The organism is Sulfuracidifex tepidarius (assembly GCF_008326425.1).
GTDB lineage: Archaea > Thermoproteota > Thermoprotei_A > Sulfolobales > Sulfolobaceae > Sulfuracidifex > Sulfuracidifex tepidarius.
On record NZ_AP018929.1, the window covers coordinates 1 to 26,110 of the forward strand.

Genomic DNA, 26,110 nt, shown 5'->3' on the forward strand with positions numbered 1-26,110 from the left:
TTTTTTTACTGTAAATTTCTTCCGTTTCCATGTTCTTTAAACCCTAATAGAGAGACCCCAAATTTCGTCTGTTCTTTATTGTCCGTTTTATCTTAATCTTCCTGAAAAACATGGGCTTTATGCATTATTATACAAACAAGTAAGTTCCTTGTCATTTTATTTTTAAAAAACACTGCATATGAGCTCACTGTCTAGTTTTTAAGCGATTATACCAAGTTTTAGTTTCTAGTTCCGTATATCTTTTAACTAAAATTCTCTAAAGATTTTATTTTATTTAAAAAGAATTAGTTAGGGAAAGAAAAACGATAGAAACGACGGAAATTTACAGTAAAAGAATTTGCCGTTTCACGGATATTACTGATAGATCAATTTCCTTTAATAATACCATGTAATATCTTGAAACAGTTTTAACAGAAGAAACATTAGAAATAGTCGTGATCAGAGAAGCGCTGAAAGGTGGCAAAGGAGAGGTAATAAAGGATCCTAAGGTCTTTATAGAGCCTCTCACCGTATTCACTGACATCCCTTTTAGGGAAGATATACTGAGAGACACTGCGATAGCTGTTAGGTACTTTGTTAAGAATAACGTGAAATTTTCTACTCTTTTCCTGGGGCTTACGGGTACAGGGAAGACTTTCGTTACTAAGTACATGTATAATGAAATAGAGGAAGTAAGTAAAGAAGATCCAGAATATAAGGACGTGAGACAAGTATACGTTAATTGCAGAGAAGTGGGAGGTACTCCTCAGGCGGTTCTCTCGGTAATAACCGAGAGGGTAACGAGTGGGATAGTTCCCAGACACGGGATAAATCTGGGGGAATACATGGAGAAAATTAAGAACAGTATGAGGACATGGAGAGCATTGATCTATCTGGACGAAGTGGACACTCTCGTAAAGAGGCGAGGAGGTGATATAGTCCTTTATCAGCTACTTAGATCAGATGCAAATATTTCAGTAATAATGATAAGTAATGATATAAATGTTAGAGACTATATGGAGCCTAGGGTATTGTCTTCCCTAGGTCCTTCAGTTATTTTCAAACCTTATGACGCTGAGCAACTTAAGTTCATTCTTTCAAAATATGCTGAATATGGTCTACACATCGGTACTTATAATGATGAAATTCTAGCTTACATTGCAGCCATATCTGCAAAGGAGCACGGAGATGCTAGAAAAGCTGTAAATTTGCTTTTTAGAGCTGCCCAATTAGCTCTGGGAACTGGCTTCATAAGGAAAGAGCACGTAGATAGGGCCATCGTGGAATACGAGCAAGAGAGGCTTTTAGAGGCTGTGAAAGCTCTTCCGTTCCACTATAAATTAGCGCTTAGGTCCGTGATCGAAACTGAAGACGTAATGACAGCGCATAAAATTTATACTGACATGTGCATGAAACTGAAACAAAGACCTCTTTCTTACAGAAGGTTCTCAGATATAATCTCTGAGCTCGATATGTTTGGAATCATCAAGATAAAAATATTGAATAGAGGACGTGCTGGAGGAGTCAAGAAATATGTAGAAGTGGAAGATAAGGAAAAAGTTATGAGGGCTCTGAATGAAACCTTTGAATATGAGGACGACGTGAGCCCAGATGATTTGGGAGAAAGTTAAGGAATTGGAGGAAAAGTTAGATCAGCTCAATAAGCAGATAAGAGAAATAGAAGAGGAGTTAGAGTCTTTGCCAAGTGGTCATATAGATTCTAAGAAGGTCAAAGGTAAGCAATATTATTATCTTAGGTATTGGGAAGAAGGGAAATTAAAAAGTAAGTATTTAGGTAAGGATCCATCCGAAGAGAGGGCTAAGCTGGACAAAGCTCTAAAGCTTAGACAGCAGTTGACGTCCTTAAAGGAAGAGAAAGTGAGAATAGAAAGAGTTATGCAGAAAATTCAGTCTGCATTATTTTCTATAGTATTTTAGTGAAAATGTATAGCGAAGTAGAATTTCCTTTTTAATAATGTAGAAGGATTAATAGATATATCTTATTTTGTTAAGTACCCCAATACTTTTAAGTTTAAATAAGATTAGCTAGTCATAGGGAATATGTTCTACACGTCCATATCTTCTGCGCTAAACGGGCTAGCCACTAGCATAATAAATGCCATACCGTCGATAATTGAGTTCATCATTATAATATTAATAGGATACATAGTAGCTAATATCGTAGCGTACTCAATAAAAGTTTTCCTAGGAAGACTACCTCAACAGACCCATATAACTATGAGTATTGACTTAGTAGCTGGTGCTGTAAAAGCTCTTATCATTATTATTGCGTTGTCGATTGGTCTTCAGGTCCTCAATCTTGCAGCGGCATCTTTCTATGTTCAGTACATAGCAGATTACTTGCCTAAGTTAGCTGGAGCTATACTGCTCTTAACCCTTGGAATAACGTTAGTGAACATCTTAATTGACTACATAAAAGGTCAAGTAGGAAACGTATCAGACGAATTCACTGGTGCCATCTTCAATATACTAAGGTTTGGCTTCTATGGTATAATCATCACCCTGGCTCTGATCTTAGCTATATTCAGCGTAATACCAGGAGTTAACCCGTATATTTTCTATAGCTTGATTATTGGTTCTATTATAATTTACGCTGGCTTCACGATAATAGACAAAGTACTGCAAGGTCTCCCAACGAGTCAGGAGTTCGCATTCCTCCCGATATACGGAAAGTTCATTCTCTACATAGCTGTCCTCCTAATAGGTATCGCAATTATAGTTCAGCCTTTCGCCAACGTGACTGGAATTATCAACACGATAGCATGGGGAATCGCGATAGCATTTGCAATAGCTCTCATTCCAATAGTAGCCTTCGTAACAAAGAAATTCTTGGCAGAAATAAAGTGAAAAATCTTTTTTTCTATCTAGATGGAATTAAATTTAATTATTAAAATGATTTTTCAATCAGCACTTAAAGGACTCCTCATCGATCGGTCTGGAGAATAGTCCTCATCAGGATAAGGTATTTTTGTGAGATAATATAACTCTTATTATGGCAAAACTATCCGAACAAGAAATAAAGGAAATGGTAAGGCAACTCCCAGAGGGATGGGAGGTAAGAGATCAGAAATTAAGAAAGGAGTTCATTTTCAACGACTTTAAGGGGTCAGTGGATTTTTTAAAGAGAATACAGCCTGTTGCAGACTCCATGAACCATCACCCGGACGTCTGTATTTACTACAGTAAAGTGATAATAGAGCTAACAACACACGATGAAGGTGGGATCACTAAGATGGACTTCGATCTAGCCATGAAGATTGATTCCCTTAGTAAGGTGTCATAACTCTGCTCTTCCAAAACTTCTTGTATAAAACAATAGCAGATATTGCAGTGGGGACGAGAAGTAGCAGTATTGGTATCCTGAAGTAGAGGAATGAGACTAGCACTCCGTAAATAGGAGGTAAAACAGTGAACAGCACGTTATTGTAAGCTATAAAGTAGGAATTTGCTGCGTTCCTCTCTCCAGGTGATGTGGCTCTTGATATCATTACAGTGGTCATTGGAAATACTGAACCGTGAGGAATCCCCAGGATCAACATACCCAGTACCATTACATAGAAAGACGGAGCGAGTCCAACTACAGTAAGTCCTATTGCAGTAAGGAGTATGCTAACCGCTAAAGGTCTTCTCAAAACCTCGAATGGTCTTATAGACATTATCAGTCTTGTAGTAAATGAAACCAAGTAGAACGGTATGAATATAGAGTAAGCCAAAGCCCTCGGTACGTCAAATACCTCTTTAGCATATATTGCAAAGAAGGTTGTTATTATTCCAAACGGCACGTTATACGTGGTTATAGCTAGGATAGCAGAAATCAGACCTTCATTTTTAAATACGGAAGATTTCTTTTCGGTTTTTACCGGTTCAGGGAAGTGGAATTTCCATGATAGCAGAAAGAGAGGAACAGAGAGAGGCAAGAATAGGATAAAGATGTCTCTATATGTAAATCTCGTCAGAAGTAAAGTTTCGAGTACCGGCCCTATTACCAAGCTTAGGCTTAAGCTCATGGAGTAAATATTAAGTAACCTCTCCGACGACCTTCTGTCCTCTCCGAGTGAAGCTATTGTTATTAAATTAGGAAGGATAATCCCGTAAATAAATCCAAATATAACGGCATTTATCCAGATAATAATTGAGTTGGATAAATAGAAAGCTATTAGGAGAGGAATCGCAATCCCTGCCGAGGTTATGAATAGTTTCCTCCTTCTGGAGGAACTGAGGAAAGGGTTGACGAATGATGTAGAAATAAACGTCGTGACGAATCCTAGGGCCGAAAGTGCCCCTACTTCGCTGTTAGTGAACAAAAGTTGATATCTTGACAGTAAAGGTACCGTAGTGGAGATCATGTTATTTACTGATCTAGCCGATATCGTAGCTAGAATTACAATAGCTATTAAGTATAGAGAAGATTTAGCGCTCCTGTTCATGGCTGAAAAATACTTTTCAGGAACCTAAAAAGTTACTTGTTTAATTTTTTAGGTATAGAACTATACATAAGAGAGCTTAGGTCTAACCCATCATTTAGCAGATTAAGCCTTGTTAGTTCTATATATAATAATCTTTAGTTTGTCCTCTTTTTTACATGTATATATTTCTCTATGAGTTATGAACTTACTATATATAAATAATACTAATAGACTCTTTTTTACATAAAAAAGTCATTTTTTTATTTAAAACGAAGTATCTATATAGGTATAAGCCTATTTATACTTTATATTGTTTTTAGTAAATAATGTTTTTTAAGTTAAAGTGAGAAATGTTAATAGAGAACCATGCCAAAACCGTATGTAGCTATAAACCAAGTTATAGTAAAGAACGAACCAAAAACTTTTGAAATGTTTCAGAGCGTAGGACCAAAAGTATGCATGACCACAGCGAGGCATAAGGGATTCGTTGGATTCCAGAACCATATAGAGATCGGAGTAGTTCCTATGGGAACTAGGTACGGAGCAGCTAAGATGGATATGTTAAAAGAGAACACGACAATGGGGTTATTCCAATATACAATGTGGAAGGACTGGAAGGATCATGAGGAGATGCACAAACAGAATTGGAGCTCTTTATTCAGACTCTGCTACTCCTGTATGTCACAAGTCGTATGGGGACCTTGGGAGCCTCTCTACGAGGTAACTATGGCAGATATGCCTCTTAACACTGAGATGACAGACTTCACTGTAATGGTAGGACAGAAGTTCGCGTCTGGAGACGCTTTATCTCTTCCGCCGATCTCACAGCCTTACGGGAAGAGAGTTGTAACTTACGGCGAGCACGTAGTCAAAGAAGGAATGGAGAAAGAATTTGAGGAGACACTAGGAAAGCTTCTACCCATGTTCAAGAGGGCACCTGGATTCCTAGGCTATATGGTACTTAAAGAGATAGGAGCTTCAGCATTGGGTAGCCTTCAGTTGTCAGCCAAGTCATGGCACCAGATGTTGGAGAGTGCTAACGGAATGGACGTACCAGACCCCAACGGGAACTTTGCTCCTGAACAAGCAAGGAACAAGCCTCAGAGATACGTAGTTCACATGGAATGGAGCAGCACTGACGCAGCAATGTTTGGATTAGGAAGGGTATTCCTCTCACCAGAGTACAGGGAAATCCATGATCAAATAGTGGATACGCTCGTATACGGACCATACATAAGAGTGTTGAATCCAGTAATGGAAGGAAGCTTCTGGAGAGAATACCTTAACGAAGTAAATCTACAGAAGGCTACTTGGTAAGCTACAATTTCTTTTTCCTCTTATTTTAATTTTCTATTTTCTTACTTTTAGCAACATATTGTTATCTAGTTTATGTTGGATGTGAAACTTAGATTTTATCACTAAAATGCTATAGAATGGTAGCTTCTTCCACTCAAAGTGATTCTTAAGCATAAGTGAGTAAAACTAAAAACCTCAAATAATAAGAACTATGATATGGATAGTATCCAGGAAGCTAAGCTTCAACTTAAACAAGGAAACTTGAATTATGCATACAAGATTATCAAGGACGAGCTAGAGAGACACGCATCAAAAGAGGCTTACGAAATTTTAGGTGATGTCTTGATGGAGATGGGTGACTTTGAAGGAGCGTTAGACGCATATCAAAACTCTGGAATCAAGTTAAAGATGGGAAAAGCTTTGGTAGCACTTGGTCTTTATAAGGATGCTTTGTCGTCTTTGAACGGAATTGAAGGTAAGGAAGCCCGTAAGTTAAGAGCGTTTTGTTTGTTTAAACTGGAGAAATATGAAGAAGCTCTGTCTGAGATCAGTGACGTCGATGACTCAGACGATCCTTTACTCTACAAGGTGAAGGGAATCGCTGAGTTTAAGTTAGGAAACTTCTCCGACGCGCTAAAGGATCTCTCTAGAGCATTGATGCTTTACCACGATGATGCTGACATTTACTATTATAAAGCTCTTGTGGAAGAGCAACTCGGAGAGAGCAGTAGAGCCGAAAAAGATATCGATATAGCAATAAGTCTTAATCCCTATTACGCTGGGACATACTTAGCAAAAGGAAGGCTGATAGAGTCTAGAGGTAAAATAGACGACGCGATATCATTCTATGGTAAAGCCATATTTCTAAGTCCTTCAATGAGGGAAGCTTACGTCAGAAGAGCTAAGGCTTACATGAAGCTAGGGAAGGAAGAGCAGGCTTTATCTGACATTAAGAAAGTAAACGAGTTAGAAGAAAAAGAAAATAATAGTAGCAACAAAGATAAGGACAGTGATCACAATTAGAGGTTATGTATGTAAGGGACTCATAGAGTAGGAAATGATCATTTAATTCACCTCTATTTGTTTGGCCCTTTCTACTTTAGCCTTAAATTTTATCATAAATATTTCTCTATTCCAGTGCTTATTTTTCCGTCTCCAAATCCTCTTTTAAGTCCTTCCTTTATGATCTCTATATATTCTTTAGATGGGTTTTTCTCCTCTTTCATATCAGAGATGTAAGCCATTGCATAGTATAGTTTCCCTTTCATGTCTCTGATTTCGAATATTTCTCGTTTATATTTAAGCATATGTTGTTCTGCTCTGTCTAAAGAATTTAACTCATGAAGGAAGGTCTTTACGTTGTAACCGTATATTTTTCCTTCAGGGTCTTCCACTAAATTAGCACAAAAGCCGTATTTACAAGGCACGCTAAAGATCATCTTGTACCCATTCAACACCGCAGGGAATTCGTCTAAGATCTTGTTTACACCTCTACCTTGAATTACCTTCGTGTTAGTGTTCTCAGCGTACGAGAAGTAGTTCACGATTTCAGGCATCCCAGCCCACATGGAATAGTTTCCTGATTCGATTAGGTCTCTACAGTTTATGTCCATGTTGTATCTGTAGAAATATACGTCATTTAGTCTGAACCTCCTTCTCTCGTCGAAGAACACTGTAGTCGTTTCTCTGACGTATAAATCGTCTTCCCTACCCATGTAGCCCTCGATTATATCGAATTCCTTTATGAGTTTTTCATCTACCTCATAAACTTCTCCCCAAATAGAATTTTCTCCTTTCACTATCCCCGGGTAACTTCCAAGATCGTACATGTTATAACCTTCTATGTGACCTAGTCCAACGAATCTAGAATCTTTTAGAAAATGGTGAAGTTCGAAACCATATCTAAAGGTTCCATATACGAAAAGGAACATGTTTTTCTCAATTCATATCTACATACTCTAACCAAAAATCTATTTCTTCTGTGACGTCTCTCTCCTCTTTACCGTCAGTTAGTTTACAGGAATATAGGATAGCCTTATCATCTTTGATCAAGAAAACAATGGTATAGATCTTGTTGGATTCTCCCTGCCCTCCTGCTTCTTCTATTGAAGGTGGCAGAAAATTGACAATTATCTTATCTCCTTCCTTTACCCATGAGTAGGAGGGATTTCCATTTAGAAACCTAATTAGCTTGTCTAGTCTTATTTCCTTCAAATGTGTCAGCCCTTTTCACCACTAACTTCAACCCCCGTCTTTCTAGGACTACTACTGATTCTCCTTTATGAATGTTCTCATCACTTATTGCTTCCCAGATTTCTCCTTCAACTCTCACGAAGCCCGTGTGACCAGGAGTTATATCTCTTTCCACTTCCCCGATCTTTCCTATATATGTGTAAATATCACGGTGTCTGGTCTTCAGGATCACGTAAACCATTCTGTAGCTCAGATAGCCTATTATAAATAAACTGGGCAGGGAAACTATAGGATCAAATATATATCCAGTCAAGACTAGGACGATGACTAGAACAAGAATAATTATTACGGGAATTACAGCAGGGTGTGCCATAATTTTAATATAACGCGATCTTAAATATAAACAATGCTCTCGAATAGAGCTATAGCATTATTTATTATAACTCTACTATTTATTCCTTTGTCGTCAGCCTTTATGGTCCACTCTCAAGTTGGTGCCAGCTTTCCTATGGGAATATCTACTTTTCCATTGACCGGCGTACACTACACGAATCAAGTTGAGGGTATCATAAACATTTCTTCTCTCAGCATTGGTCAGTCTTTCTTCTCTAATGGTCAACCATTTCAAACTGGGAATGCCTCGCTTCAGCTTAACTCTATGGTTGATGGACTTTTCTGGGCTCAAGATGTAGCCCTAATTTGTCAAGAAAGCCCGAACACTTTCGGGATAAGAATGGTAGTTAACTTTTGGAACTTAACAGGACCATTTACAATAAAGGTAAATAACGGTACCGTAACCTCCTTCCAAGGATTGGGTGTGATATGTTATTTAGGTCCTAATATAACTGTCAAAACTCCATTTGAGCTTGGTCTGTTCATGACTGAAAATAGCTCTGGAATAAGCTTTAGTTTTTCGTACAACGGACATAATAGAACTTACTATTTCGTTCCTGTTACTGGTTCATTTCAAATAGGAGGTTATTCGAAGTTAAATTTGCCAAACGATCTTGAGTTTGTGTGGGGAGGACCGGGCGGGGGTAGTATCGTACCTCTTTCAATGAACTCAAGCGCGGCGATTCTTTATGAGCAAGGAGGGAAGATGGTGTTGCCAAGAGAAACTTACTCTATTGGTTTCGACACCGGAGAGTCGGCTGAAGGAGTGAGCGTAAACGCTGACCTATCAAGCGTCTTTTCACCTAAGGTAAATGAGGTTTCCGGCACGGATGATCCTAAGGTGTTGTGGCCGGTTCCACCATCAATTTCAATATCCCAGAAGAACAGTACTGTAAACGTTTCTGTTTCCATTGATGGTAAAGTAATTCCGAATCAAAAAGTCGAGATAGAAAGTGGCTTTCCACTTTCTCCCATAGCAGAATCTGTAACAGACAGTCATGGGATTGCTGTTTTTAGAAATATAAGTTCCTCATTGTTTGTGGTGTACTATCCAGGGAATTTTACGCTTTCATATAGCTATGCCTTGTCCTCGCCGGTTCTCAATAGCGTATACTCATCCCTCCAGTCTTATTATCACAAACTCTTGAATTTTCTGCAATCAGAGGAGTATTCCTTCAAGAAAGGTCTAACTTCCTTCTTTAATAACGGGAAGTATGTAAGCCCTCCAACTACGGTAAATTACCTTCTTTTAGAATATATTGCAGCAATATCACTTGGTGTGATAATTTCAGCTCTTTTAGTAAAGCTTAAAACTTAATAAAAAAATATATACGTTATGGCAAGTGGATTACCGGCTACAGATATAATAGGATTGGTTTTCCTGTTAATTGTAATACTAGTATTCGTAGGCCTGTCATTCAGAGTAGTCAAAGAATGGGAGAAAGCTGTTGTATTGAGGTTAGGAAGGCTTCTTGGACTGAAAGGGCCAGGGATAATTTTCTTAATTCCATTTGTAGATAAACCAATTATAGTAGATTTACGCATAAATAGTGTAGATGTTCCCTCTCAGTCTATAATAACTAGAGATAACGTAAGCGTTGCGATAGACGCTGTAGTTTACTATAAGGTTGTAGATGCTCAAAAGGCTGTTACAACAGTGTTCAACTATAATGTCGCTGTTCTAAATTTAGCTCAAACGTCACTGAGAGATATAGCAGGTCAGATGGAGCTAGATGAGATATTAACCAAGAGGGAGAGCATTAACCTGAAGTTACAGGAGATACTTGATACGATTACGGAAGGATGGGGAATAAAGGTCACTCAAGTTACAATAAGGGATATAAGAATCTCACAGGATCTGCTTTCTGCCATTGCTAAGCAAGCAGAGGCGGAAAGGCTTAGACGTTCTAGAATAATAATAAGTGAAGGAGAGAAACAAGCTTCAACAATACTTGCAGACGCTTCTAAGTCATATAGTTCTAATCCCGTTGCAATGCAATTAAGGTTCTTAGAAACTCTATCTGATGTCTCTCAGCGTGGATCCCTTATAGTGGTAGTTCCAGCTGGAAGCGAAATATATCCAACTCTAGGTACAGCGCTTTCGGCTTATGAATTGAAAAAGGGAGGAAATGGACTAGCGGGACAAACTGATATGAATCAGAGGAAATAACTCCTTAAAGAGTTAGTATCATATAAGGTTACTATTTAGAAATTCGCTTAAGTAAAAACTCATCATCCAATAACTCTTTACTGATAATCATATTATATAGTGAGATAAGCCTTTCACTCTCGTTCCTGGAAACGTTAGATAGGTCGTCTGCAAGTTTATTTATTATAGTTATTTCCCTGAGCCCAGGCAGAGCCCATCTGTCCACAAAAGTTAAATCTTTTTCAGGATCCTCTCCCTTTTTTGAGAGGACATCAATCCTCCCTATAGGAGAAGCTAAATCTCTTTGGTAATAGAACGAGGTAATTTCCAGCTCGTCTTGGAAGTACCTCTTATAAGCACTGTACGCCACTTCCAGTGAGTCTAACTCATTCACTCTCCTGTCCCTTAAGGAATCCTCCCATCTTATAGGTCCTAGATATAGTGAAGAATCATACATATTTTTGTACTTGCGATATTTTAAAAATAACATTGACACTATGAAATTTTCTGTTGCCTTAGAGATTTGTTTCAAACCTCTGTTCATGAGGTAATTTATTAAGAACCTCTGTGAAAACCTCTTAGATATTCCAATTATTGCAGAGTTTCTCTTTTTTTGCATTAAAACGTCCGCTCTGAACTTTACATAATCTGAAAGGTCTGGAAAGTCGTCCACGTGAGGATCTTCGTAGTACGTAGGTGGATCTATAAGGGGCCCGTCTATCATTATCACGTCCGAGCCTTCGCATTTGTTCAGGAGCGTAGTCTCTAGATAAAGCATCAACAATATTGACTTATTCCCTATGACGTTTTCGTCATAGTAATTGCTTGCTATCTTGAACTCCTCCTCTATTTGTGGGGGTATGTCTTTCTCTCCTTCCTTGTCTTCGCCCCTGACAGCAACTGCCCTGGCTATCACGAAGACGCTATCTCGTAATGGAACTATGTATCTGCTACCGTCTATTGCGCACGCATTGTGGGGAGTAGATCTCTCCTTGACCTCCCTGAACTCAAGGTCTAAGTTACCGTCCCTGATGTCTTCAAATGCTATTTCAATGAGAGTGTTCACTTTTTCCCTCTCTTTCATGTTCCTTTCAGCTAAGTCCGTAATCCTTTTCACTAAGTCGTCGTTCTTCATAACGACATCTCCACTTGAATCCCTTTCTCTATTAAGAGGCTAATTATCCTCATAATGTCATCATAATTGGATTTATTTACCTTTATCTTACCGTTTTCGATTAAGTCTATCATGATATTAAGACTTCTTTGATCCATGTTCCTTTCCTTTATTTTTTGTATCACGATCTCCTTCACTCTGTTGAGGTGAGCTTCAGCTTCCTTTAGCGTCGAATATAGCTCGGTAACATAAGTTGATGAACTATAGAAAGTCCTTACCTCGACGTCTTCTTCTAGAAATTGGTTCAGTACTCTAGCGTAAACTTTAAGCGCCTTGTTGTTTTCTTCTAATTTTTCCTTTAGGCTGTCTTTCGCTTTCCCCGTGGTCGCCTCGACATCTTTTACCAACTCTAACGCTTCACGATTTACGTAGGCTACCGTGTCCACTATGTTGTCAGGATTATCTAGCCTTGAAATTTTCCTAAGCTCAGAAGTTAATCTCTCCAGTCTTTCAGATAACCTCTTGTCTTCGAAATCTATTTGTTGCAAACTCCTGATCATCTCCCTTGCCTTGCTTAATGCTTTTAACGTGGAATCCAGTTTATCTGAAGTCTCGTGAAGCCTCCCTGCTATGCCCTTGAGTCTTTGGAGTTCCCCTTTCATATAATCAATGTTTAGTGTATCTTTGGTCTCCTTAAGTTTTATATAGAGTTCCTCAATTTTCATATTTACTCACCTTCATTTTTATTTCCTCCATGGTTTCTTCTATTTCCTGGGAGACCTTAGAAGTCTCTTTTCTGATCAAAGGCAACTCTGGCATCGCTTTATTTAAAGAATCAAAGAGTATTTCAATATCAGCTATTATCCTAGACGAGTCCTTCAGTTTATTAATATCGTTGAAAATCTCCATGTCCTTCAAGAAGTCGATTAGGGGTACTCTCATTCCGTTCAATGTGGATCTGAGCACCTTCATTACGAATAGCTTCAGGTGTACCGGTTGGTCCTGTGGCATCGAGATAGCTGATAACGTCTCGTCCATGGCCTCTTTGAACTCCTCTCCTTTTCCTTCATTATATAAATTTCGTATTATTTTCTCTATTTCTCTTGAAATTTCGCCTATGTGATTAACCTTTGCTATAATAGTCTCTATGAGCCTTTCCTCCTCCGTTGGTTCCTCTATCCCGAGGAATTTCCTCACTTTAACTATAACATCAATCTTGTTTAATATTTCAAGTTTAACTTGGTTTTCAGTCTGGTTGTTGCTCTCTTCTGCTAAGGACGATAGCTTATCGTAGATAGAAGAGAGTGCAACGTAAGCTGAACAGAACCTGAGGAAACTTAAATCCTCTTCGGCTTTCATGCACATGTCCTTGTAGCGTAACATTACGTTTCTCATCTCACTTAGGCTTCTAATTCCCGCGTCTCTCCTCTTCGCCGTTAAGAAGTAGTCGTCTATGTTATTTTGGCTGATCTCTGAAATTTTGTTTAAAATAGATTTAATTATCTCATCTTTCTCTAAATTTTTGAAAAGTTCTCCCGAAACTAATGAAACATAAGTTAGGAAGTTCAGGCTCTGGTCTGCCTTGGTCTGAAATAGCCTTGCTACTGTGTTAACGAGCTTCTCGTCAGGCGTGCCTGAAGCCGAGGAAATGAATGAATTGACTAACATGGGAACGTATTCGCCATATTTCTGCCTGATTAAACCGGCAACTATTGAGGAAATTCTTCGGGGTACTTCTCCGTTTAAGTCTCTGAAGTCCAAGAGTCCGTTCTTTTCTTTGATTACTCCGTTTGAGACCAGGTAAGGTACTATTTCCTCTTGAAGTAAGCTCTCGGTCTCGAAGTCCTCCAAATGAAATTGTTTCGATCCGAATATTCTAAACTTCTGGTTAACTATCGAGTCGGTTTTCTCGAAAACGTCCTTTACTTCAGCTACCTCATTCATGGGGTAGAAAATCAACCAATTGAAAGACTGGATGAGCCTCTGTTTCGTTGCTGGGAGCTGAGGAAAGATAAGTGTGTCATAAGCTTTATTAACAGTGTTCTCTATCTCTCTCTTTAATTCGCCCAGCTTTATTTCAATGGAGTCGTATCTTATGTTAGCACCTTCTCTGAGCTTGTTAGCAAATAGCAAGTAGAGAAGCTGTCTTCTAGTAGGGACTGGGATGTCCAGAAGCGTTGATGATATTGATAATTTATCCATAGAGCCCAAGAGTTTTCCAATCATGTCCTGATTATCAGTTACGAAATCGTTCTTTATCACTATCACGGAATGAACTACGTCGTTTTGGGAACGTTCGAGAATGGACTCGTCTACCTCAGAAGTAGGGTAAAGAAGAAGAACATTAATTCTCTTTTCATTTATAGAGATCTGTAATGAAGCTAGCTGTGAGGACATTACGTTAACTTTGTCAACCTTCCATTCTGTTTTTGCAACTTTGATGAAGTTCACTAAAGATTCCATCAACTTCTTGTTGTCAGTTATGTTCTCGTTGACGAATCTCAAAGCCATTTCCTTCTCTTCTCTAGATTTGAAGTCTACTATGAGCCCACCAACGTTTGCGTTAACTATCCTCTCATAAAAGTCCCACCTAAGGGCATAGAACTCTCCTGAAGCTAAGGGCAAAGTCCTTTCTTTAAGTTTCTTCAGGGTGTCGGTATCAGCCGAGATCCCTTCATATACCACCTTCTCTAATTCTTCGCTTACGAATATGTACAGCGAATCCTCTACACTTCTCGATCTACTTATGGTTAGGAGGAAATCCTCCAAGTTTGAAGCCAAAGGTAGATCGGAAGTAGCTTGCAACCACTTACTGTAGGGTATCAAACTTCCCTTAACTACTACCTTCTTTAACGGTTCAATGATTTCATCTTCAGTGAGACCTATTCTCTTCATCAGTGTAGAGTATATTCTCTTTCTCTCACTAACTTCTACTTCATCTTCAAGCTTCAAGAGCTCCTTCTCCTTTACTGTCTCCTCTTCGTCGTTCAGCACGTTTTTCGACGTTCCCCTAGCTATCTCTTGGAATGTTTCCTCAACTGAAGGGAAGTTACTAAGTATAACGTCGTTTATAAGTCTGGTATATTTCCTCCTCTCTGGTTGCGTAACCCAGAACGGTAGATCCATGAACTCTAGATATTTTAAAATATCCGGATCACCGAATCCGTTCTGTTTAAGGGAACAGTTTATCATGAGCAGGAACTCAAGTTTCGATGGAAGGCTCAAGGATACTTTCTTAATTCTTTCAAGGAATGCAGGAAAAGTCTCTTGGAACAAGTATTGGATTTGCCCTCCAACACTGAATATCTTACTGAATGCACTTGGAGTCATAGATAGATAAATGATTGAATTTCCTTGACTATTAGCTAATGTTTTTAGATTAATCCAGAAATCGCTTATCTCCTCTCTGTGCCTAGAGAAAACTATGGGGTCTACTAAGTTCTCTACTTCGTCTATCAGGACGACTCCTTCCTTTGGCGGTACCCATTGGTCGAGAATGTCAGAGAAATTTACCTTTTTTATGTCTATATGATACTCTTTTCCATATTCCTGTATTATATCGAGAAAGAAAGATTTCCCCTGTCCCCAATCTGCCACGAGAGCAATAATTTCAGGCGACTCTCTGTCGCTCTTTATTCTCTTTAACTCATGTTCTACCTCGCTAAAGAATTTCAACCTATTAACGTATCTGATGTTGGAAACGCATCTAAATAGAGAAAACGCAGATTGGCTATCAGCCGCAGTCTCACTGAGTCTCTTTGCCATAGTATTTTAATCTGCAGACAATACTCTTTCAACTCTTTCCACGCTACCTGCGTATGATCCCAACCTAGCATCCCAAGGTATTTTCACCAACACTGGACTACGCATGGCAGACATCAACCCGTTGACTATCACGTATCCTGTGTCGAGCGATGTCAAAGCGTGTGACAAAGACTCTGGTAGACCTCCTGAGGCAGACATTACATACCTGACGTCCTCGTGATAGATCCTGTGGAAGAAGAATGTGTTCAACATGGAAAGGACGTACTTATCTATGAATGCAGGTCTCTGGCTGACAAGGAAGAGGGAGAGACCGAACTTCCTCCCTTGAGTGGCTAAGGTGACTAGGATGTCCTTAGTTAAGTTTGCATTTACGGGATAATCGTTAGAGGGAATATAGTTTTGGGCTTCCTCGATTATGAACGCTAAGAAACGTTGCGAGCCGTTATATTTAGTTCTTGTAAGGTAGTTATAAGTGATTCTAGATATGTAACTCACTATTAGCTGTTTTGTGGTTATGTCTATCCCTGGTGAGGCGTCGGCGGAAAAGTCAACTGTAGCTAATCCACGAGACCTCCACATGACTTCGAGCGTGTTTTCAGTCAAGGATGCGTTGGAGCTCACCAAAGCTAACTTATTTACTACCTTATTTCTGAATATCTCCAGTGCGCTTTGTATGCTTCTAGAGGTACTGTAATTGAAACCCAGCTCCTTGTTGGAGGCAGCTTCATTTATCTCCTGTTTAAGGTTATCCAGACCGGTGGGAGTACCTAGGAGGAAGTTGAAGTCCTTTTGGTCATGGAGGGAAAGTATGTACTCTAAGAAATTAGATTGAAGGGCGTTCCCTCCAGATTGGCCATACTTAAGGGAGGTTATGAATTCTGCAAGATCTCTAGGAGAAAACAGGGAGAGATCTATAGTTAGCCTCTGGTCGTTCGGGAAAACTGGATCTCTGAGGACGTATCTCTTTATCCATCTCCTTCCGGTTAACATGTTTGAATTTGTATATGTAAAGTCAGCATAATCTCCGTTAGCGTCGATTAGCATAACTGGAATAGCTTCATCTTTTTCTCCTATTCGAATGCTAGATAAGTTGTAGAGAAGGTATCTCATGTTGTAGCTCTTTCCGCTACCGGTCTCTCCGAAAATTCCTACGTGCATGGTGATCGAGTTCAGGTCCAATAGAAGCGGTATATTTGAGCCAGCTAGTCTACCGTATTTTATATATCCATTGAAGTCAGGTAGTCCATAGAAATCGGGTAAATCACTGTCGTTTATTTCGGGTAAGGTTTTAATTAATGAACCCGGCTTTGGCGTAGACGAATGCCCATATCTCCTTATGATCGAAAGATCGGCTCTAGTTACTGTCCCTGAACTTAGTAAGCTATAGATCTCCGATGACCCGCTTAAAGGTCTTATAAGCTCGGAGTCCTCCGCGAAGAAGTTATTTATATACTCAAAGGACTCTATTCTTCCTAGTGATATTTTTTCATGATCTTGAACTACTAAAAGTTGTCCCATACTGACGTCTAGGTTCTGAGCTAAAATCGCTCTGACGGCGTTGTTCTGTCCTTTCTGTAATACTATCCCAACAGGTTCGTTCTTGTCCAGATCCATGAAGACAACTCTATAGAGGGAGCTTTTAACTTCATGATCTAAGTTAGACTTCCTCTAACAATTAATTTAAAACAAATATAAAGTATACAAGCCTTTTCTAAAGTGGTCCCTTCATGCGACTCGTTAAGATATAGCAAGAAAATGCAGCAGAGGCTGTGCTCATATCATGTGTTGTTTATCGCATTTATTTCTTTGCCTTTTGTTTCTAAATTTTCTATAGATTCACTGATAGACCTAAATGCCAATTTCCCATATCTCATGAGGTATAACTTTAAGCCTTCCTTCCTCGAGGCTCTGTCGACTATGGAATAGTGATGAGTAGGAAGAACCCCAACTATAACTTTGTGTTGTTTGGCAATTTTTGCTAGAGGCTTTCTGAGCAGTTCAACGAACTCATCTTTTTCCTGCACTGTCATGACCTTTGGAGAATACTCATAGGAACTAAAAGGATAGCATTCCTCGACTTCTCTGGGAACTAACAGCATCGGTTCAGATACCGAATAAACCTGAACGTGGTTATCTAGATTTTTCCTCTTTAAAATAGAATAAACTAGTCTATGTGTAGCTGATCTACTATAAGGTTTAACAGACGTACAAGGTAACAGCAAAGCCAACGGTTTAGTAGACTCATATGATTGAAAGAAAAACTCGTGCCATTTCTTAACTGTTGGATTAATGAAGAGGTCTTCCCCTTCTCTCTTTATAATAGGTTGAAAAGAGTTAATCTTAAGCTGATAATAAAGAGTTTGACAGTTTATCACATTGCTCACCTATTTCGTCTTCCATCTCAGAAAGGTTCATCTCTGGCTCTACCTCTTGCCTTTTAGAGCTATAAGACGATTTAATAAGAACCCACGCGTTTATCAGGCTCCTTTGTTTCCAATGTGATAAGTCTACTCTGAAAGGAAAGCTTGTCTTTTCAAGGAATGAAAGTAACGAGTCCAACTCCTCCTGAGAAGCTCTCTTGACCCTCCATACTATTTTCCTCTCTCCCACATATCGTTCACCTTTTCCAGGTATTATCACCATGCCATGAATGGCTTTTATTCTGTAAGTAGAAGTATCTACGCTGTTTGCGTCATAGAAAATTGTCCTCATATAAGGGGATCCAGCACCGAGAACGTGTATCCATGTAGAAGATAAATGCTTTCTAATTACCTTGTATATCTTCCTGACAAGGTCTCTACTTCCTCTCTGTCCCATCGTTGGAGGGACTATTCCCCCGTAAGCTATCTTCTTTACCCCGTAAGATTTGTAAAAGTCAATTGATTCCATGAGACTCTCTCTGTTGTAGGCGTGGATCACAGGGACTATTTCCCTGTCCTCGAGTTTGTGATAGAGGAACTCGAAGTTCTGAAAGTTTTCCCGCGGAACAGGAGAACAAGGGGGAACGGGTCTGTCCAGACTCATGAAAACTTTTGCATTCAAATAAGTGTATTTCTTATAAACTGTCTCTAAATTTACATCCATCCTTCTCATCATGATCTGGTAACCGCCAGAGTCCACCCACGTTTCGTTCTCCCAGGGGATCTTCTCCCACGTAAGTTGGTTTATCATTAGGGGAACTCCTAGTTCCCAGATAGGCAGCCTACCGTCAGGTATTCCTAAAACGATTTTCATTCAACTAATGATCTGGTAATACTCATTATATCCTATTCCAAGATAATACCCATTAACATCAGGTAAACAACCCATCATCACTCTTCAGGTAAGGTTGGGATCTTCATCGTATAATCATTAGCAAAAAGCTATTTAAGGTTAAGAATTTCTTTCACTCTCTACTCTCTAAGTTTTCTAGATATCTTATCTTTAGTCATGAGGATAGCTGTTTTCATAGGACTAGTTCTGATCTCTTCGTTGTTTCCTCAAATCTCACCTGTAGTTTTTTCTTCTACGTCAACTACACCTAATGTGGATTTCCACATATATGGCGATACCTCAGTTTCTGTATCTTATGGAGAGAATGTAGTACTGGTCTCCAGGAACGAATCCATGTATATACCAGCGGGATCAGTAGTAGGACTTCAAGTAGATAGCGTTAACGAAAACCCATGCATAGAGATCAATGGGATGAAAAGCCAGGGGAGTGTAACGTTCGTGGTGAACGGATCCGAGATCTATAATGTGACTATCGTGATGGAGCCTGTAACGGTTTTCATAAAAGTGATTTATCAGGGGAACGGGTATGTTTCGATTATGTTTCAGAATGGAACAACAAGACGGGTAAATAATGGAACACCTATTTACTTACCAAAGCTCTCCGTGGTGAGACTGGACGCGCATCCGTCAAACGGGTATGAAGCTAATTGGTCAAACGGGCTCTCAACTGATCAGGTATGGTGTTTCATTTACCAGAACCAAACGCTGTTCCTATCATTTCACCGCGACCCATCAAGTCATAGCTTAATAGGAGGCTCAAATCTAATTCTTAACAGTGCTTTGGGACTCCTCTTGTTGGGATTATATCTCCTTCAGAGGCATGAGAAGAAGAAAGAAGGTGAGTTCTAGCCTATAGATCGAAGTTAATAAAAAATAACATGTAAAATCTAATCATTAACAGACTAACGTATTTTAATAGGTAAAACGGAAAATAGAGTGTGGTTAACAGACTTCATAATGCTAAAAGTGCTTTCCTCAGAGAAGCATCGGAACAGCCAGTTGATTGGAGAGAATGGTCCCAGACATCATTGCAGGAAGCTAAAGAGAAAGACTTACCGATACTGATAGACGTAGGAGCAGTTTGGTGCCACTGGTGCCATGTCATGGACAGGGAGACATATTCTAATACTGAAATTGCGAAGATAATAAATGATAATTTCATACCTATTAAAATAGATAGAGATGAGAGGCCTGACCTAGATAGACAGCTTCAGAACGCGGTATCTGCCATCACTGGTGAGAGCGGATGGCCTCTGACTGTTTTCATGACGCCATCTGGAAAGGTGTTCTTTGGCGGAACTTACTTTCCACCCGATGACATGTATGGAAGAATAGGTTTTAGACGTCTACTTATGAATATTGTTCAGCTGTGGAAATCTAAGAGGCAAGAAGTAGAGAAGTCCTCATTTGACCCTTCTTCAATAGCGTTTAAAGGAGAAACCTACGAAACGTCCGCACTTATAGACCAGATTATCTCAGAGTATGACCTAGAGTACGGTGGGCTGGGCTCTTCGTCCAAGTTCCCTCACCCTTTAGTTGATACATTAATGCTCGATTACTCAGCTATATCAGGGGACGATATAGGTAAGAAGCTCGGCATCTTTACTTTAAAGAGAATGTACAGTGGAGGAATCTTAGACCAAGTGGGAGGCGGGTTTCACAGATATACAGTAGATAGAGAATGGAAGTTGCCTCATTTCGAGAAACTGCTTATAGACAACGCTGAGATTTTAGACGCGTTTTTCAAATATTATTTGATAACAAAGGATCAGGACATAATGGACGCAATGGAACTGACATATTCCTTTGTTAAGAGGGAAATGAGTGCTGATTCGAGCTTCGCCAATAGTCTCGACGCTGATAGCGAAGGTGTAGAAGGACTCTTCTATACATGGACAGAGGAAGAGATCGATAGTTGTCTAGGGCAAGATTCACAGTTAGGAAAGAAAGTGTTCGGCTTCTATGAAGGCGCTGACGTGGAAGGGCGAAAAGTACTAATGAGAGGGATGGATAATGAACAGCTATCCAAAAAGTTAGGAAACGAGAGCCCTTTCCCGAAATTGAGGGAACTCAGGGGAAAACTCTTAGAATGTAGAAAATCTAGGAAACCTCCGTTCAGGGACACGAACGACTACACACACCCTAATGCGAGGATGTCGGAGTCTATGATAAAGGTCTCATTCCTGCTTAAGGATCAATACGAGTTACCTTTCGATGTGCTAAGGAAAGTCGGTTCGTCCCCATTTAGGAGGATCAGCGGGAACGAAGATCCTAATTTAGACGACGTCTCATCCTTAGTACTTTCTAACATCACCGCTTATGAAGTGACATCAAGGAGAGAATTTCTAGACAGAGCTCGTGGGCTAGCTTCCACTATGGCTGAGATGTTGAAACAAACAAAACCTAATACATTGGACTCTCCTAATGAGAGCACGGCTTCACTTGTTTCGAAATCGTTAATAAAGCTCTCCGTTCTGGAAGGAAAAGAAATTAAAATTGATGATATTGAAGTCGCAGGGTCTCCTTCCTTTTATGCAGGTATTATAGGAAATAGGCTGTCTGTCGAAAGCGGTAACTTCGCCCATGTAGTTGTCGTAGATGAAAACGACAACGCATCCGAAAATCTACATAGAGAAGCATTTCTTACATATTACCCTTTGAAAGTAGTGGAGAAGGTTACTGACTCTGAGAGAGACTACCTTCCTTCTTACATAAGGTCTATGTTTGACGTGAAGAAAGGTGTGAGCAGAGTCTTCATTTGCAAGGGCAGTACATGTAGTCAGCCTGTAACAGATCCTCAGTCGATTAAACAGATTCTTAAAACTAAGATTTGATAAATTATATCCCATGGATCAGCTTCTTTCTGGCAGGAAGGTGGGAATAATAGGGGTGAGCGAAGGGCTAGGATATGCGTTAGCCTACTTCTTACTTAAAGACGGAGCGAAGGTTCTGATAAACGCTAGGAACAAAGAGAAGCTCGATAAGATCGAGTCTAGTCTTCGAAAATACGGTACGATAGAGAGCTTTGACGCCTCGATGGAAAATCTAGAAAACGTAGACAGACTATTCAATTTCGCTAAAGAGAAGCTCGGAGGTCTTGACGATCTAGTAGTTGCTATAGGAGGATATATTGAGGATGACATAGCAGATCCTAAGGGATTGGATGCAATGATAGATTCCCAAGTCAAGCTTCAGCTCAGAGTGATATCTAAGAGCCTCAACTACCTTCATTCAGGTTCAACTATAGTGATGATATCTTCAATGAGAGGTATAGACAAGGGTCTTTCGAATCAACTCTCTTATGGGGTGGCGAAAGCTGCAGTGGCTAAATCTGTTCAGATTTTGGCTTCTTTCCTCCTAGAGAAAGGAATAAGAGTTGTAGGTATAGCGCCTAGTGTCATAGACGGTAAATTCGAGCCTGAAAGAGAGTGGAGGAAACTGAGGAAACTGGGAGAATGGAAAGCGCCTCCTGAGGACTTCGCCAGTGTAATCTCGATCCTTTTAAGCGATAGAATGGAATGGGTTAATGGAGTCGTCATACCAGTGGATGGAGGTGCGTTCTTGAAATGAATGATAATTTCAGTTACCTTAAGGCAAAGTATGGAGAGCTATGGAAATCCTATATACAACACGAGTTCGTACTGAGAATGAAGGAAGGATCCCTTCCGCGAGATAGTTTCAGATATTATCTGATTCAAGACTCTAAATATGTAGCAGAAATGCTTAAGGCCTTAACAGCAGCCGCAGCCAATGCCATGGACGACAAGGTATCGTCTTTCCTAACCCGTGTACTCATTTCAAAGGATAAAGGCAGAGAGGTACACAACAATCTCTTGGCTAAGCTAGGCATAGAAGAGAACGAGATAAAGAGGACTAGATATTCTCTAGTAAATTTTGCCTATACTAGACATTTACTTCTGAGCTCCAAGAGTTGGGATTCCTTCATCTTTGCTTGGACGCCATGCATGGTAGGTTACCATGAGGTAGGTAAGATAGTTAAGGACAGCGAAGACGAGTTATACAGAGAATGGGCTTCATTTTATGCGTCTGACGAATATCGTGAGAGAAGCGATGCTATATTGAAGGAACTCAACTCTATAACAATGACGGAGTATCTAGAGTCATTTTTCGAAAACAGTGTAAGGCTTGAAATCCTTTTCTGGGAATCTTCACTGAGGCAGAGCGAGCTTCTCTTTAGGTGACTAAATTGTCATGGGTTAATGAAACGAGTTTTACGTTATTCTGCGATGGAGATTCTCTTCTATTTAATTGTAACTCTGGTAGATTCATAATTGAGATAAAAAAAGAGAAAAATAAACTTTCAGTCTTTATATTCTCCAATGGGGTGAGAATGACATTCGATGGAACCCGGCTATTTGATATGCACAATTTAAAGGTGATGAAAGGAGACGATGGGAAAGAAGAGTTAAGGAGAATTCTAAAGGAGGCATCGACGGACCTGAAGGAAGGGATTTCCTCTATCAACAATTATTATGGAGTTCCAGTTAAACTAATAGGAAAAGTGATAGACGAGTTTCTTGAGAGTTGTGACGTAGATCCAGCTAAGTACCTCAGTTTTGACATTAATAAGATAAAGGTCTCTTACGGAAAGGAATTTTCCAAGGACTCTGCTACCTTCGAGAGCAAGAACTTCGCTGAGGTTGTTCTAGGAAATAACGGCTGTATTAAGGCGAAAGTGTATTTCGATTCATCAAAACCCTCTTTTATGGTATCCGAGGATTGCGAAAATTTCATAGAGAATAAATTAGAATTTGAGGAAAAAATAGATAATATAAACACCCTGATCGAGGAATATAAGGAAATCGTTGACTCGCTTAAGAAATGGTTAAATGAATAAACGTACTCTCTATTACTGTTGAATTTGAATCTTCAGCCATAAGGAAGAACTTTAAGATGCTTCTCAGATAAGATGGCTAAATACAAAAGATTCAAACTAATGAGTTTATGATGCAGGAGATGAGCCTAAGAATTTAGTTATATAAAGCGAGAATTATTAAAATCAAATGAATTAAAAAAGATATCTTCATCCAAGACAGTATGCTAGGACTTAATCATGTCATAAGGTGAATAATTTAAACTATCATGAAGATATATCTGTCATGACTAGCGGGAACTCAAAGGAGTTCTATGTAAAGCTCTTGAGTAGTAGTAATCTTTACGACAGATTAGACGGATGGAATAAGATAGATTACTTAATATCAGAGGGTATATTTAAAAGAGAAGAAATATTATCACTAATTAATAATTTTCAGGAATTATTATACAATCAAGACGTAGTTGTTGCACTCCATGCCTTCAAATTGCTAGATAAGTTTATTGCATTGAATTTAATTAAAGTAGATTCTAACCTTAAAGAAAGGATTAAGGAGCTTGTACTGAAACCGGAATTAGACAGTTGGTGGGTAGCAGAGGAGCTTGTATCAAAGAAGATTTTATCGCCCGAGGATGTGTCTGAGAAAATAGACGTCTTTCTCAAGTTCCTTGAATCCACAGGGGCAGATCAAATTGATGCATGGAACCTAGCCAAAAACCTTGTTCACGACGGTGTAGTTTCCAAGTGTTCGCTGAAACCATATGCGAGAAATCTCTTGGTTCTCCTTAAGTCCTCCGACATGCATTTAAGGTTTAACTCATGGCTCATGGCTTCAGATCTGATAAAAGAAGGGATAGCAGATGCAAATGACTTCAGGGAAGCTAAGGACTATTTACTTGAGCTGTTGAAGAGTGACTATTTCGACGATCTATCGAGGATTTACGAGAAATATGCTACGGACTTCATTGATATTATGAGGCAAGTTGGAGTTATAAACAAGGTGTAAAGTAACAAGGTTGTAAAATTTGGATTCCCTTTATGCTCTTTATATTCTTCTAGTTTCTTTAGCTTTTATTTCAGATGTACTCATTGCTTTACAGATTTTATCCGAGAGAAGGCTTTCCGTCCATTACAGTGGGGACAATCCGAAAGCATCAGTTATAATACCGATAAGGGGTTCAGATGAGTGCTTAGCGTCAAACGTTAAGTCTCTCTTGGAGCAAGACTATCCAGATTATGAGGTCATTTATGTTGTAGATACTGACCAGAAGGCTTTAGCCGAGAGGCTAAGTGGAATGGGTGTGAAAGTCGTTTTCTCCGACTTTCAATGTGAAATGTGTAGTGGGAAGATAAGAGCCCAGCTCTCAGGTCTCAAGTCAAGCGATGGAGACGTTATAGTCTTCGGTGACTCTGATACTAGATATGACAGAGGATGGCTGAAGGAAATGGTCGGAGGATTAAAGGAATTCGATGCAACCACGACTTACCCTTGGCCTTCTCCTACCAAGCTAACGTTAAAAAATTTGGTTAGATCAGGGTTCTGGACCCTAGGTTTTGAATCTCAGTTCTCTGAAAAGAACAGATTCCTTTGGGGAGGTTCAATGGCATTCAGAAAGGAATTCGTGTCCAGACCCGACGTTATAAAGGAGTTATCGGAGGAGTGGTGTGACGATTGCACGTTAACTAGGATAATCAAGAGGAACAAAGGTAAAATAGGGTTTCTCATGAGTGCGATGCCACTTAACGTCTTTAACGAAAACGATTTAATTAGGTGGTCTTCAAGGCAACTAATTACGATAAGAAAGTACTCTCCTAAGGGAGCCAAAGCATATTTGTTCGCTGGCACCTTGTTTTTGATTTTCCTGGTTTCGTCTCCTCTCATTCCGTTTAATTTTACACCCTACATTATGTGGGTGATTAAGAACTTGATTAGAGGCAAAAGATACGGTAGGCTCGCAATAGTCCCATCAATCATGACTATCCTTGCAATACCTTATGCATTGTTTTTACTGGTATATAATTGGAACAGAAGCGAAGTTACATGGAGAGGAAAGAAATATGTGGTGAGCAACAGAAGCTAAAAACATACATGATACTCTAACAAGCTTTTAATTAATCAATTAATCCTCAAATGTTCTTGAGAACGACAGTCTCTAGCTACGCTGTTTAAGAACTTGATCTTATTATGATGCATCCATAATAATATCATGAATGATGAAGTTCCACCCGTTTGAGCAATGAAATGGGCGTTGATATACTCTGAACCTTTTTAAGTTACGTTGAAGTGATTATAACGCATGGAATTCTTTAAAGCTACAGTGGATTCAGTGCAAAGAGAAGAGGTAAAGATAGGTGACACTAAAGACACATTCATTCAGTGGCTCGTGACCAAGGCTCAAGGCTCAGAAAGCTATGCGCTGAGGAGGTTTACTATGAAACCTGGGGGCGTAATAACTTGTCATAATCATAAGTACGTAGAAACTGTATATCTTCTGCAAGGAAAACTGGAAGTATCTGTGGGTAACCAAAAATTACAAATGGAGAAGGACTCTTATGTTTTCATCAATAAGTTTGTCCCTCATGAGCTCAAGAACATCGGAAACGAAGAGGTAGTTTTCTTGTGTGTTATCTCATATGAAGACGACATGAAAATCAAAGCTCTTGACAAATGCCCTGAGGACTGATGT

Annotated in this window: 26 protein-coding genes; 16 read left to right on the forward strand and 10 right to left on the reverse strand. The window is 39.4% G+C overall.

Annotated features, from left to right (window positions below):
• Nucleotides 1-428 precede the first annotated feature (428 nt).
• From IC007_RS00005 to IC007_RS00020, 4 genes are all read left to right on the forward strand, one after another.
• Entirely contained in the window at nt 429-1,610 is a 1,182-nt protein-coding gene (locus tag IC007_RS00005; RefSeq protein ID WP_149528162.1) for a Cdc6/Cdc18 family protein, read from the forward strand.
• Entirely contained in the window at nt 1,591-1,917 is a 327-nt protein-coding gene (locus IC007_RS00010) for a DUF6788 family protein (RefSeq protein WP_149528163.1), read from the forward strand. The genes IC007_RS00005 and IC007_RS00010 overlap by 20 nt, the downstream gene beginning before the upstream one ends.
• 123 nt (nt 1,918-2,040) lie before the next feature.
• Nucleotides 2,041-2,847, forward strand: coding sequence for a mechanosensitive ion channel family protein (locus IC007_RS00015; protein ID WP_054845317.1), 807 nt, complete (start codon nt 2,041-2,043; stop codon nt 2,845-2,847).
• A 145-nt stretch (nt 2,848-2,992) separates the two neighbouring features.
• Nucleotides 2,993-3,283: a 4a-hydroxytetrahydrobiopterin dehydratase gene (locus tag IC007_RS00020; RefSeq protein WP_149528164.1), complete on the forward strand. Its 291-nt coding sequence runs from the start codon at nt 2,993-2,995 to the stop codon at nt 3,281-3,283.
• Here IC007_RS00020 and IC007_RS00025 read toward each other — a convergent pair.
• Nucleotides 3,267-4,427 carry an MFS transporter gene (locus IC007_RS00025; RefSeq protein ID WP_054845318.1) on the reverse strand — a complete coding sequence of 387 codons (1,161 nt, stop codon included), beginning with the start codon at nt 4,425-4,427 and terminating at the stop codon, nt 3,267-3,269. The genes IC007_RS00020 and IC007_RS00025 overlap by 17 nt on opposite strands.
• Before the next feature lie 345 nt (nt 4,428-4,772).
• Here IC007_RS00025 and sor point away from each other — a divergent pair, with 345 nt between their 5' ends.
• Together sor and IC007_RS00035 are read left to right on the forward strand one after the other, a co-directional pair.
• Nucleotides 4,773-5,723, forward strand: coding sequence for a sulfur oxygenase/reductase (gene sor / locus IC007_RS00030; RefSeq protein WP_054845319.1), 951 nt, complete (start codon nt 4,773-4,775; stop codon nt 5,721-5,723).
• A 195-nt stretch (nt 5,724-5,918) separates the two neighbouring features.
• A complete protein-coding gene (locus IC007_RS00035) occupies nt 5,919-6,725 on the forward strand; it encodes a tetratricopeptide repeat protein (RefSeq protein WP_054845320.1) in 807 nt (268 codons plus the stop codon).
• Between the two features lie 92 nt (nt 6,726-6,817).
• On the opposite strand, the gene IC007_RS00040 is transcribed toward IC007_RS00035, so the two are convergent.
• From IC007_RS00040 to IC007_RS00050, 3 genes are read right to left on the reverse strand one after another with little or no spacing between them, the layout of a single operon-like run.
• Nucleotides 6,818-7,633, reverse strand: a complete 816-nt coding sequence (locus IC007_RS00040; protein WP_054845321.1) for a gamma-glutamylcyclotransferase family protein — start codon at nt 7,631-7,633, stop codon at nt 6,818-6,820.
• A gap of 7 nt (nt 7,634-7,640) precedes the next feature.
• Complete coding sequence (locus tag IC007_RS00045) at nt 7,641-7,916, reverse strand: hypothetical protein (protein ID WP_054845322.1); 276 nt, start codon at nt 7,914-7,916, stop codon at nt 7,641-7,643.
• Entirely contained in the window at nt 7,885-8,268 is a 384-nt protein-coding gene (locus IC007_RS00050) for an NfeD family protein (protein ID WP_054845323.1), read from the reverse strand. The genes IC007_RS00045 and IC007_RS00050 overlap by 32 nt, the downstream gene beginning before the upstream one ends.
• Nucleotides 8,269-8,301: 33 nt before the next feature.
• Between IC007_RS00050 and IC007_RS00055 the strand changes: the two genes are divergently transcribed.
• Both IC007_RS00055 and IC007_RS00060 read left to right on the forward strand, forming a co-directional pair.
• Nucleotides 8,302-9,606, forward strand: coding sequence for a thermopsin family protease (locus tag IC007_RS00055; RefSeq protein ID WP_084739627.1), 1,305 nt, complete (start codon nt 8,302-8,304; stop codon nt 9,604-9,606).
• An 18-nt stretch (nt 9,607-9,624) separates the two neighbouring features.
• Entirely contained in the window at nt 9,625-10,458 is an 834-nt protein-coding gene (locus IC007_RS00060; protein ID WP_149528165.1) for a slipin family protein, read from the forward strand.
• Between the two features lie 31 nt (nt 10,459-10,489).
• On the opposite strand, the gene IC007_RS00065 is transcribed toward IC007_RS00060, so the two are convergent.
• From IC007_RS00065 to IC007_RS00090, 6 genes are all read right to left on the reverse strand, one after another.
• Complete coding sequence (locus IC007_RS00065; RefSeq protein WP_054845325.1) at nt 10,490-11,572, reverse strand: DNA double-strand break repair nuclease NurA; 1,083 nt, start codon at nt 11,570-11,572, stop codon at nt 10,490-10,492.
• A complete protein-coding gene (locus IC007_RS00070) occupies nt 11,569-12,276 on the reverse strand; it encodes a hypothetical protein (RefSeq protein WP_054845326.1) in 708 nt (235 codons plus the stop codon). Before IC007_RS00070 ends, IC007_RS00065 begins: the two co-directional genes overlap by 4 nt.
• Nucleotides 12,266-15,316, reverse strand: a complete 3,051-nt coding sequence (locus IC007_RS00075) for a hypothetical protein (protein ID WP_149528166.1) — start codon at nt 15,314-15,316, stop codon at nt 12,266-12,268. Before IC007_RS00075 ends, IC007_RS00070 begins: the two co-directional genes overlap by 11 nt.
• Nucleotides 15,317-15,322: 6 nt before the next feature.
• Complete coding sequence (locus IC007_RS00080) at nt 15,323-16,930, reverse strand: ATP-binding protein (RefSeq protein WP_149528167.1); 1,608 nt, start codon at nt 16,928-16,930, stop codon at nt 15,323-15,325.
• Between the two features lie 164 nt (nt 16,931-17,094).
• Entirely contained in the window at nt 17,095-17,691 is a 597-nt protein-coding gene (locus IC007_RS00085) for a DUF5591 domain-containing protein (protein ID WP_232048941.1), read from the reverse strand.
• On the reverse strand, nt 17,657-18,550 hold the full coding sequence (locus IC007_RS00090; protein ID WP_149528168.1) for a tRNA guanosine transglycosylase family protein: 894 nt from the start codon (nt 18,548-18,550) through the stop codon (nt 17,657-17,659). The genes IC007_RS00085 and IC007_RS00090 overlap by 35 nt, the downstream gene beginning before the upstream one ends.
• Before the next feature lie 195 nt (nt 18,551-18,745).
• Between IC007_RS00090 and IC007_RS00095 the strand changes: the two genes are divergently transcribed.
• The 8 genes from IC007_RS00095 (at nt 18,746) to IC007_RS00130 (ending at nt 26,107) form a co-directional block, all read left to right on the forward strand.
• A complete protein-coding gene (locus IC007_RS00095; RefSeq protein WP_054845329.1) occupies nt 18,746-19,438 on the forward strand; it encodes a hypothetical protein in 693 nt (230 codons plus the stop codon).
• A gap of 89 nt (nt 19,439-19,527) precedes the next feature.
• Entirely contained in the window at nt 19,528-21,423 is a 1,896-nt protein-coding gene (locus tag IC007_RS00100) for a thioredoxin domain-containing protein (RefSeq protein ID WP_054845330.1), read from the forward strand.
• Between the two features lie 13 nt (nt 21,424-21,436).
• Nucleotides 21,437-22,159: an SDR family NAD(P)-dependent oxidoreductase gene (locus IC007_RS00105; protein ID WP_054845331.1), complete on the forward strand. Its 723-nt coding sequence runs from the start codon at nt 21,437-21,439 to the stop codon at nt 22,157-22,159.
• Complete coding sequence (locus IC007_RS00110) at nt 22,156-22,791, forward strand: thiaminase II/PqqC family protein (protein WP_054845332.1); 636 nt, start codon at nt 22,156-22,158, stop codon at nt 22,789-22,791. Before IC007_RS00105 ends, IC007_RS00110 begins: the two co-directional genes overlap by 4 nt.
• 149 nt (nt 22,792-22,940) lie before the next feature.
• Complete coding sequence (locus tag IC007_RS00115) at nt 22,941-23,447, forward strand: hypothetical protein (RefSeq protein WP_149528169.1); 507 nt, start codon at nt 22,941-22,943, stop codon at nt 23,445-23,447.
• A 262-nt stretch (nt 23,448-23,709) separates the two neighbouring features.
• A complete protein-coding gene (locus IC007_RS00120; RefSeq protein ID WP_054845334.1) occupies nt 23,710-24,429 on the forward strand; it encodes a hypothetical protein in 720 nt (239 codons plus the stop codon).
• A 19-nt stretch (nt 24,430-24,448) separates the two neighbouring features.
• Nucleotides 24,449-25,504 carry a glycosyltransferase family 2 protein gene (locus IC007_RS00125; RefSeq protein WP_149528170.1) on the forward strand — a complete coding sequence of 352 codons (1,056 nt, stop codon included), beginning with the start codon at nt 24,449-24,451 and terminating at the stop codon, nt 25,502-25,504.
• Between the two features lie 216 nt (nt 25,505-25,720).
• On the forward strand, nt 25,721-26,107 hold the full coding sequence (locus tag IC007_RS00130; RefSeq protein ID WP_054845335.1) for a cupin domain-containing protein: 387 nt from the start codon (nt 25,721-25,723) through the stop codon (nt 26,105-26,107).
• Nucleotides 26,108-26,110 lie beyond the last annotated feature (3 nt).

Coding starts and splice junctions, on each gene's coding strand:
- IC007_RS00055 (WP_084739627.1), top strand. CDS start 8,302: ATGCTCTCGAATAGAGCTATAGCATTATTTATTATAACTCTACTATTT.
- IC007_RS00050 (WP_054845323.1), bottom strand. CDS start 8,268: ATGGCACACCCTGCTGTAATTCCCGTAATAATTATTCTTGTTCTAGTC.
- IC007_RS00090 (WP_149528168.1), bottom strand. CDS start 18,550: ATGAAAATCGTTTTAGGAATACCTGACGGTAGGCTGCCTATCTGGGAA.
- IC007_RS00095 (WP_054845329.1), top strand. CDS start 18,746: ATGAGGATAGCTGTTTTCATAGGACTAGTTCTGATCTCTTCGTTGTTT.
- IC007_RS00010 (WP_149528163.1), top strand. CDS start 1,591: ATGATTTGGGAGAAAGTTAAGGAATTGGAGGAAAAGTTAGATCAGCTC.
- IC007_RS00015 (WP_054845317.1), top strand. CDS start 2,041: ATGTTCTACACGTCCATATCTTCTGCGCTAAACGGGCTAGCCACTAGC.
- IC007_RS00080 (WP_149528167.1), bottom strand. CDS start 16,930: ATGGATCTGGACAAGAACGAACCTGTTGGGATAGTATTACAGAAAGGA.
- IC007_RS00040 (WP_054845321.1), bottom strand. CDS start 7,633: ATGTTCCTTTTCGTATATGGAACCTTTAGATATGGTTTCGAACTTCAC.
- IC007_RS00020 (WP_149528164.1), top strand. CDS start 2,993: ATGGCAAAACTATCCGAACAAGAAATAAAGGAAATGGTAAGGCAACTC.
- sor (WP_054845319.1), top strand. CDS start 4,773: ATGCCAAAACCGTATGTAGCTATAAACCAAGTTATAGTAAAGAACGAA.
- IC007_RS00115 (WP_149528169.1), top strand. CDS start 22,941: ATGACATTCGATGGAACCCGGCTATTTGATATGCACAATTTAAAGGTG.
- IC007_RS00105 (WP_054845331.1), top strand. CDS start 21,437: ATGGATCAGCTTCTTTCTGGCAGGAAGGTGGGAATAATAGGGGTGAGC.
- IC007_RS00035 (WP_054845320.1), top strand. CDS start 5,919: ATGGATAGTATCCAGGAAGCTAAGCTTCAACTTAAACAAGGAAACTTG.
- IC007_RS00065 (WP_054845325.1), bottom strand. CDS start 11,572: ATGAAGAACGACGACTTAGTGAAAAGGATTACGGACTTAGCTGAAAGG.
- IC007_RS00060 (WP_149528165.1), top strand. CDS start 9,625: ATGGCAAGTGGATTACCGGCTACAGATATAATAGGATTGGTTTTCCTG.
- IC007_RS00130 (WP_054845335.1), top strand. CDS start 25,721: ATGGAATTCTTTAAAGCTACAGTGGATTCAGTGCAAAGAGAAGAGGTA.
- IC007_RS00025 (WP_054845318.1), bottom strand. CDS start 4,427: ATGAACAGGAGCGCTAAATCTTCTCTATACTTAATAGCTATTGTAATT.
- IC007_RS00120 (WP_054845334.1), top strand. CDS start 23,710: ATGACTAGCGGGAACTCAAAGGAGTTCTATGTAAAGCTCTTGAGTAGT.
- IC007_RS00070 (WP_054845326.1), bottom strand. CDS start 12,276: ATGAAAATTGAGGAACTCTATATAAAACTTAAGGAGACCAAAGATACA.
- IC007_RS00110 (WP_054845332.1), top strand. CDS start 22,156: ATGAATGATAATTTCAGTTACCTTAAGGCAAAGTATGGAGAGCTATGG.
- IC007_RS00075 (WP_149528166.1), bottom strand. CDS start 15,316: ATGGCAAAGAGACTCAGTGAGACTGCGGCTGATAGCCAATCTGCGTTT.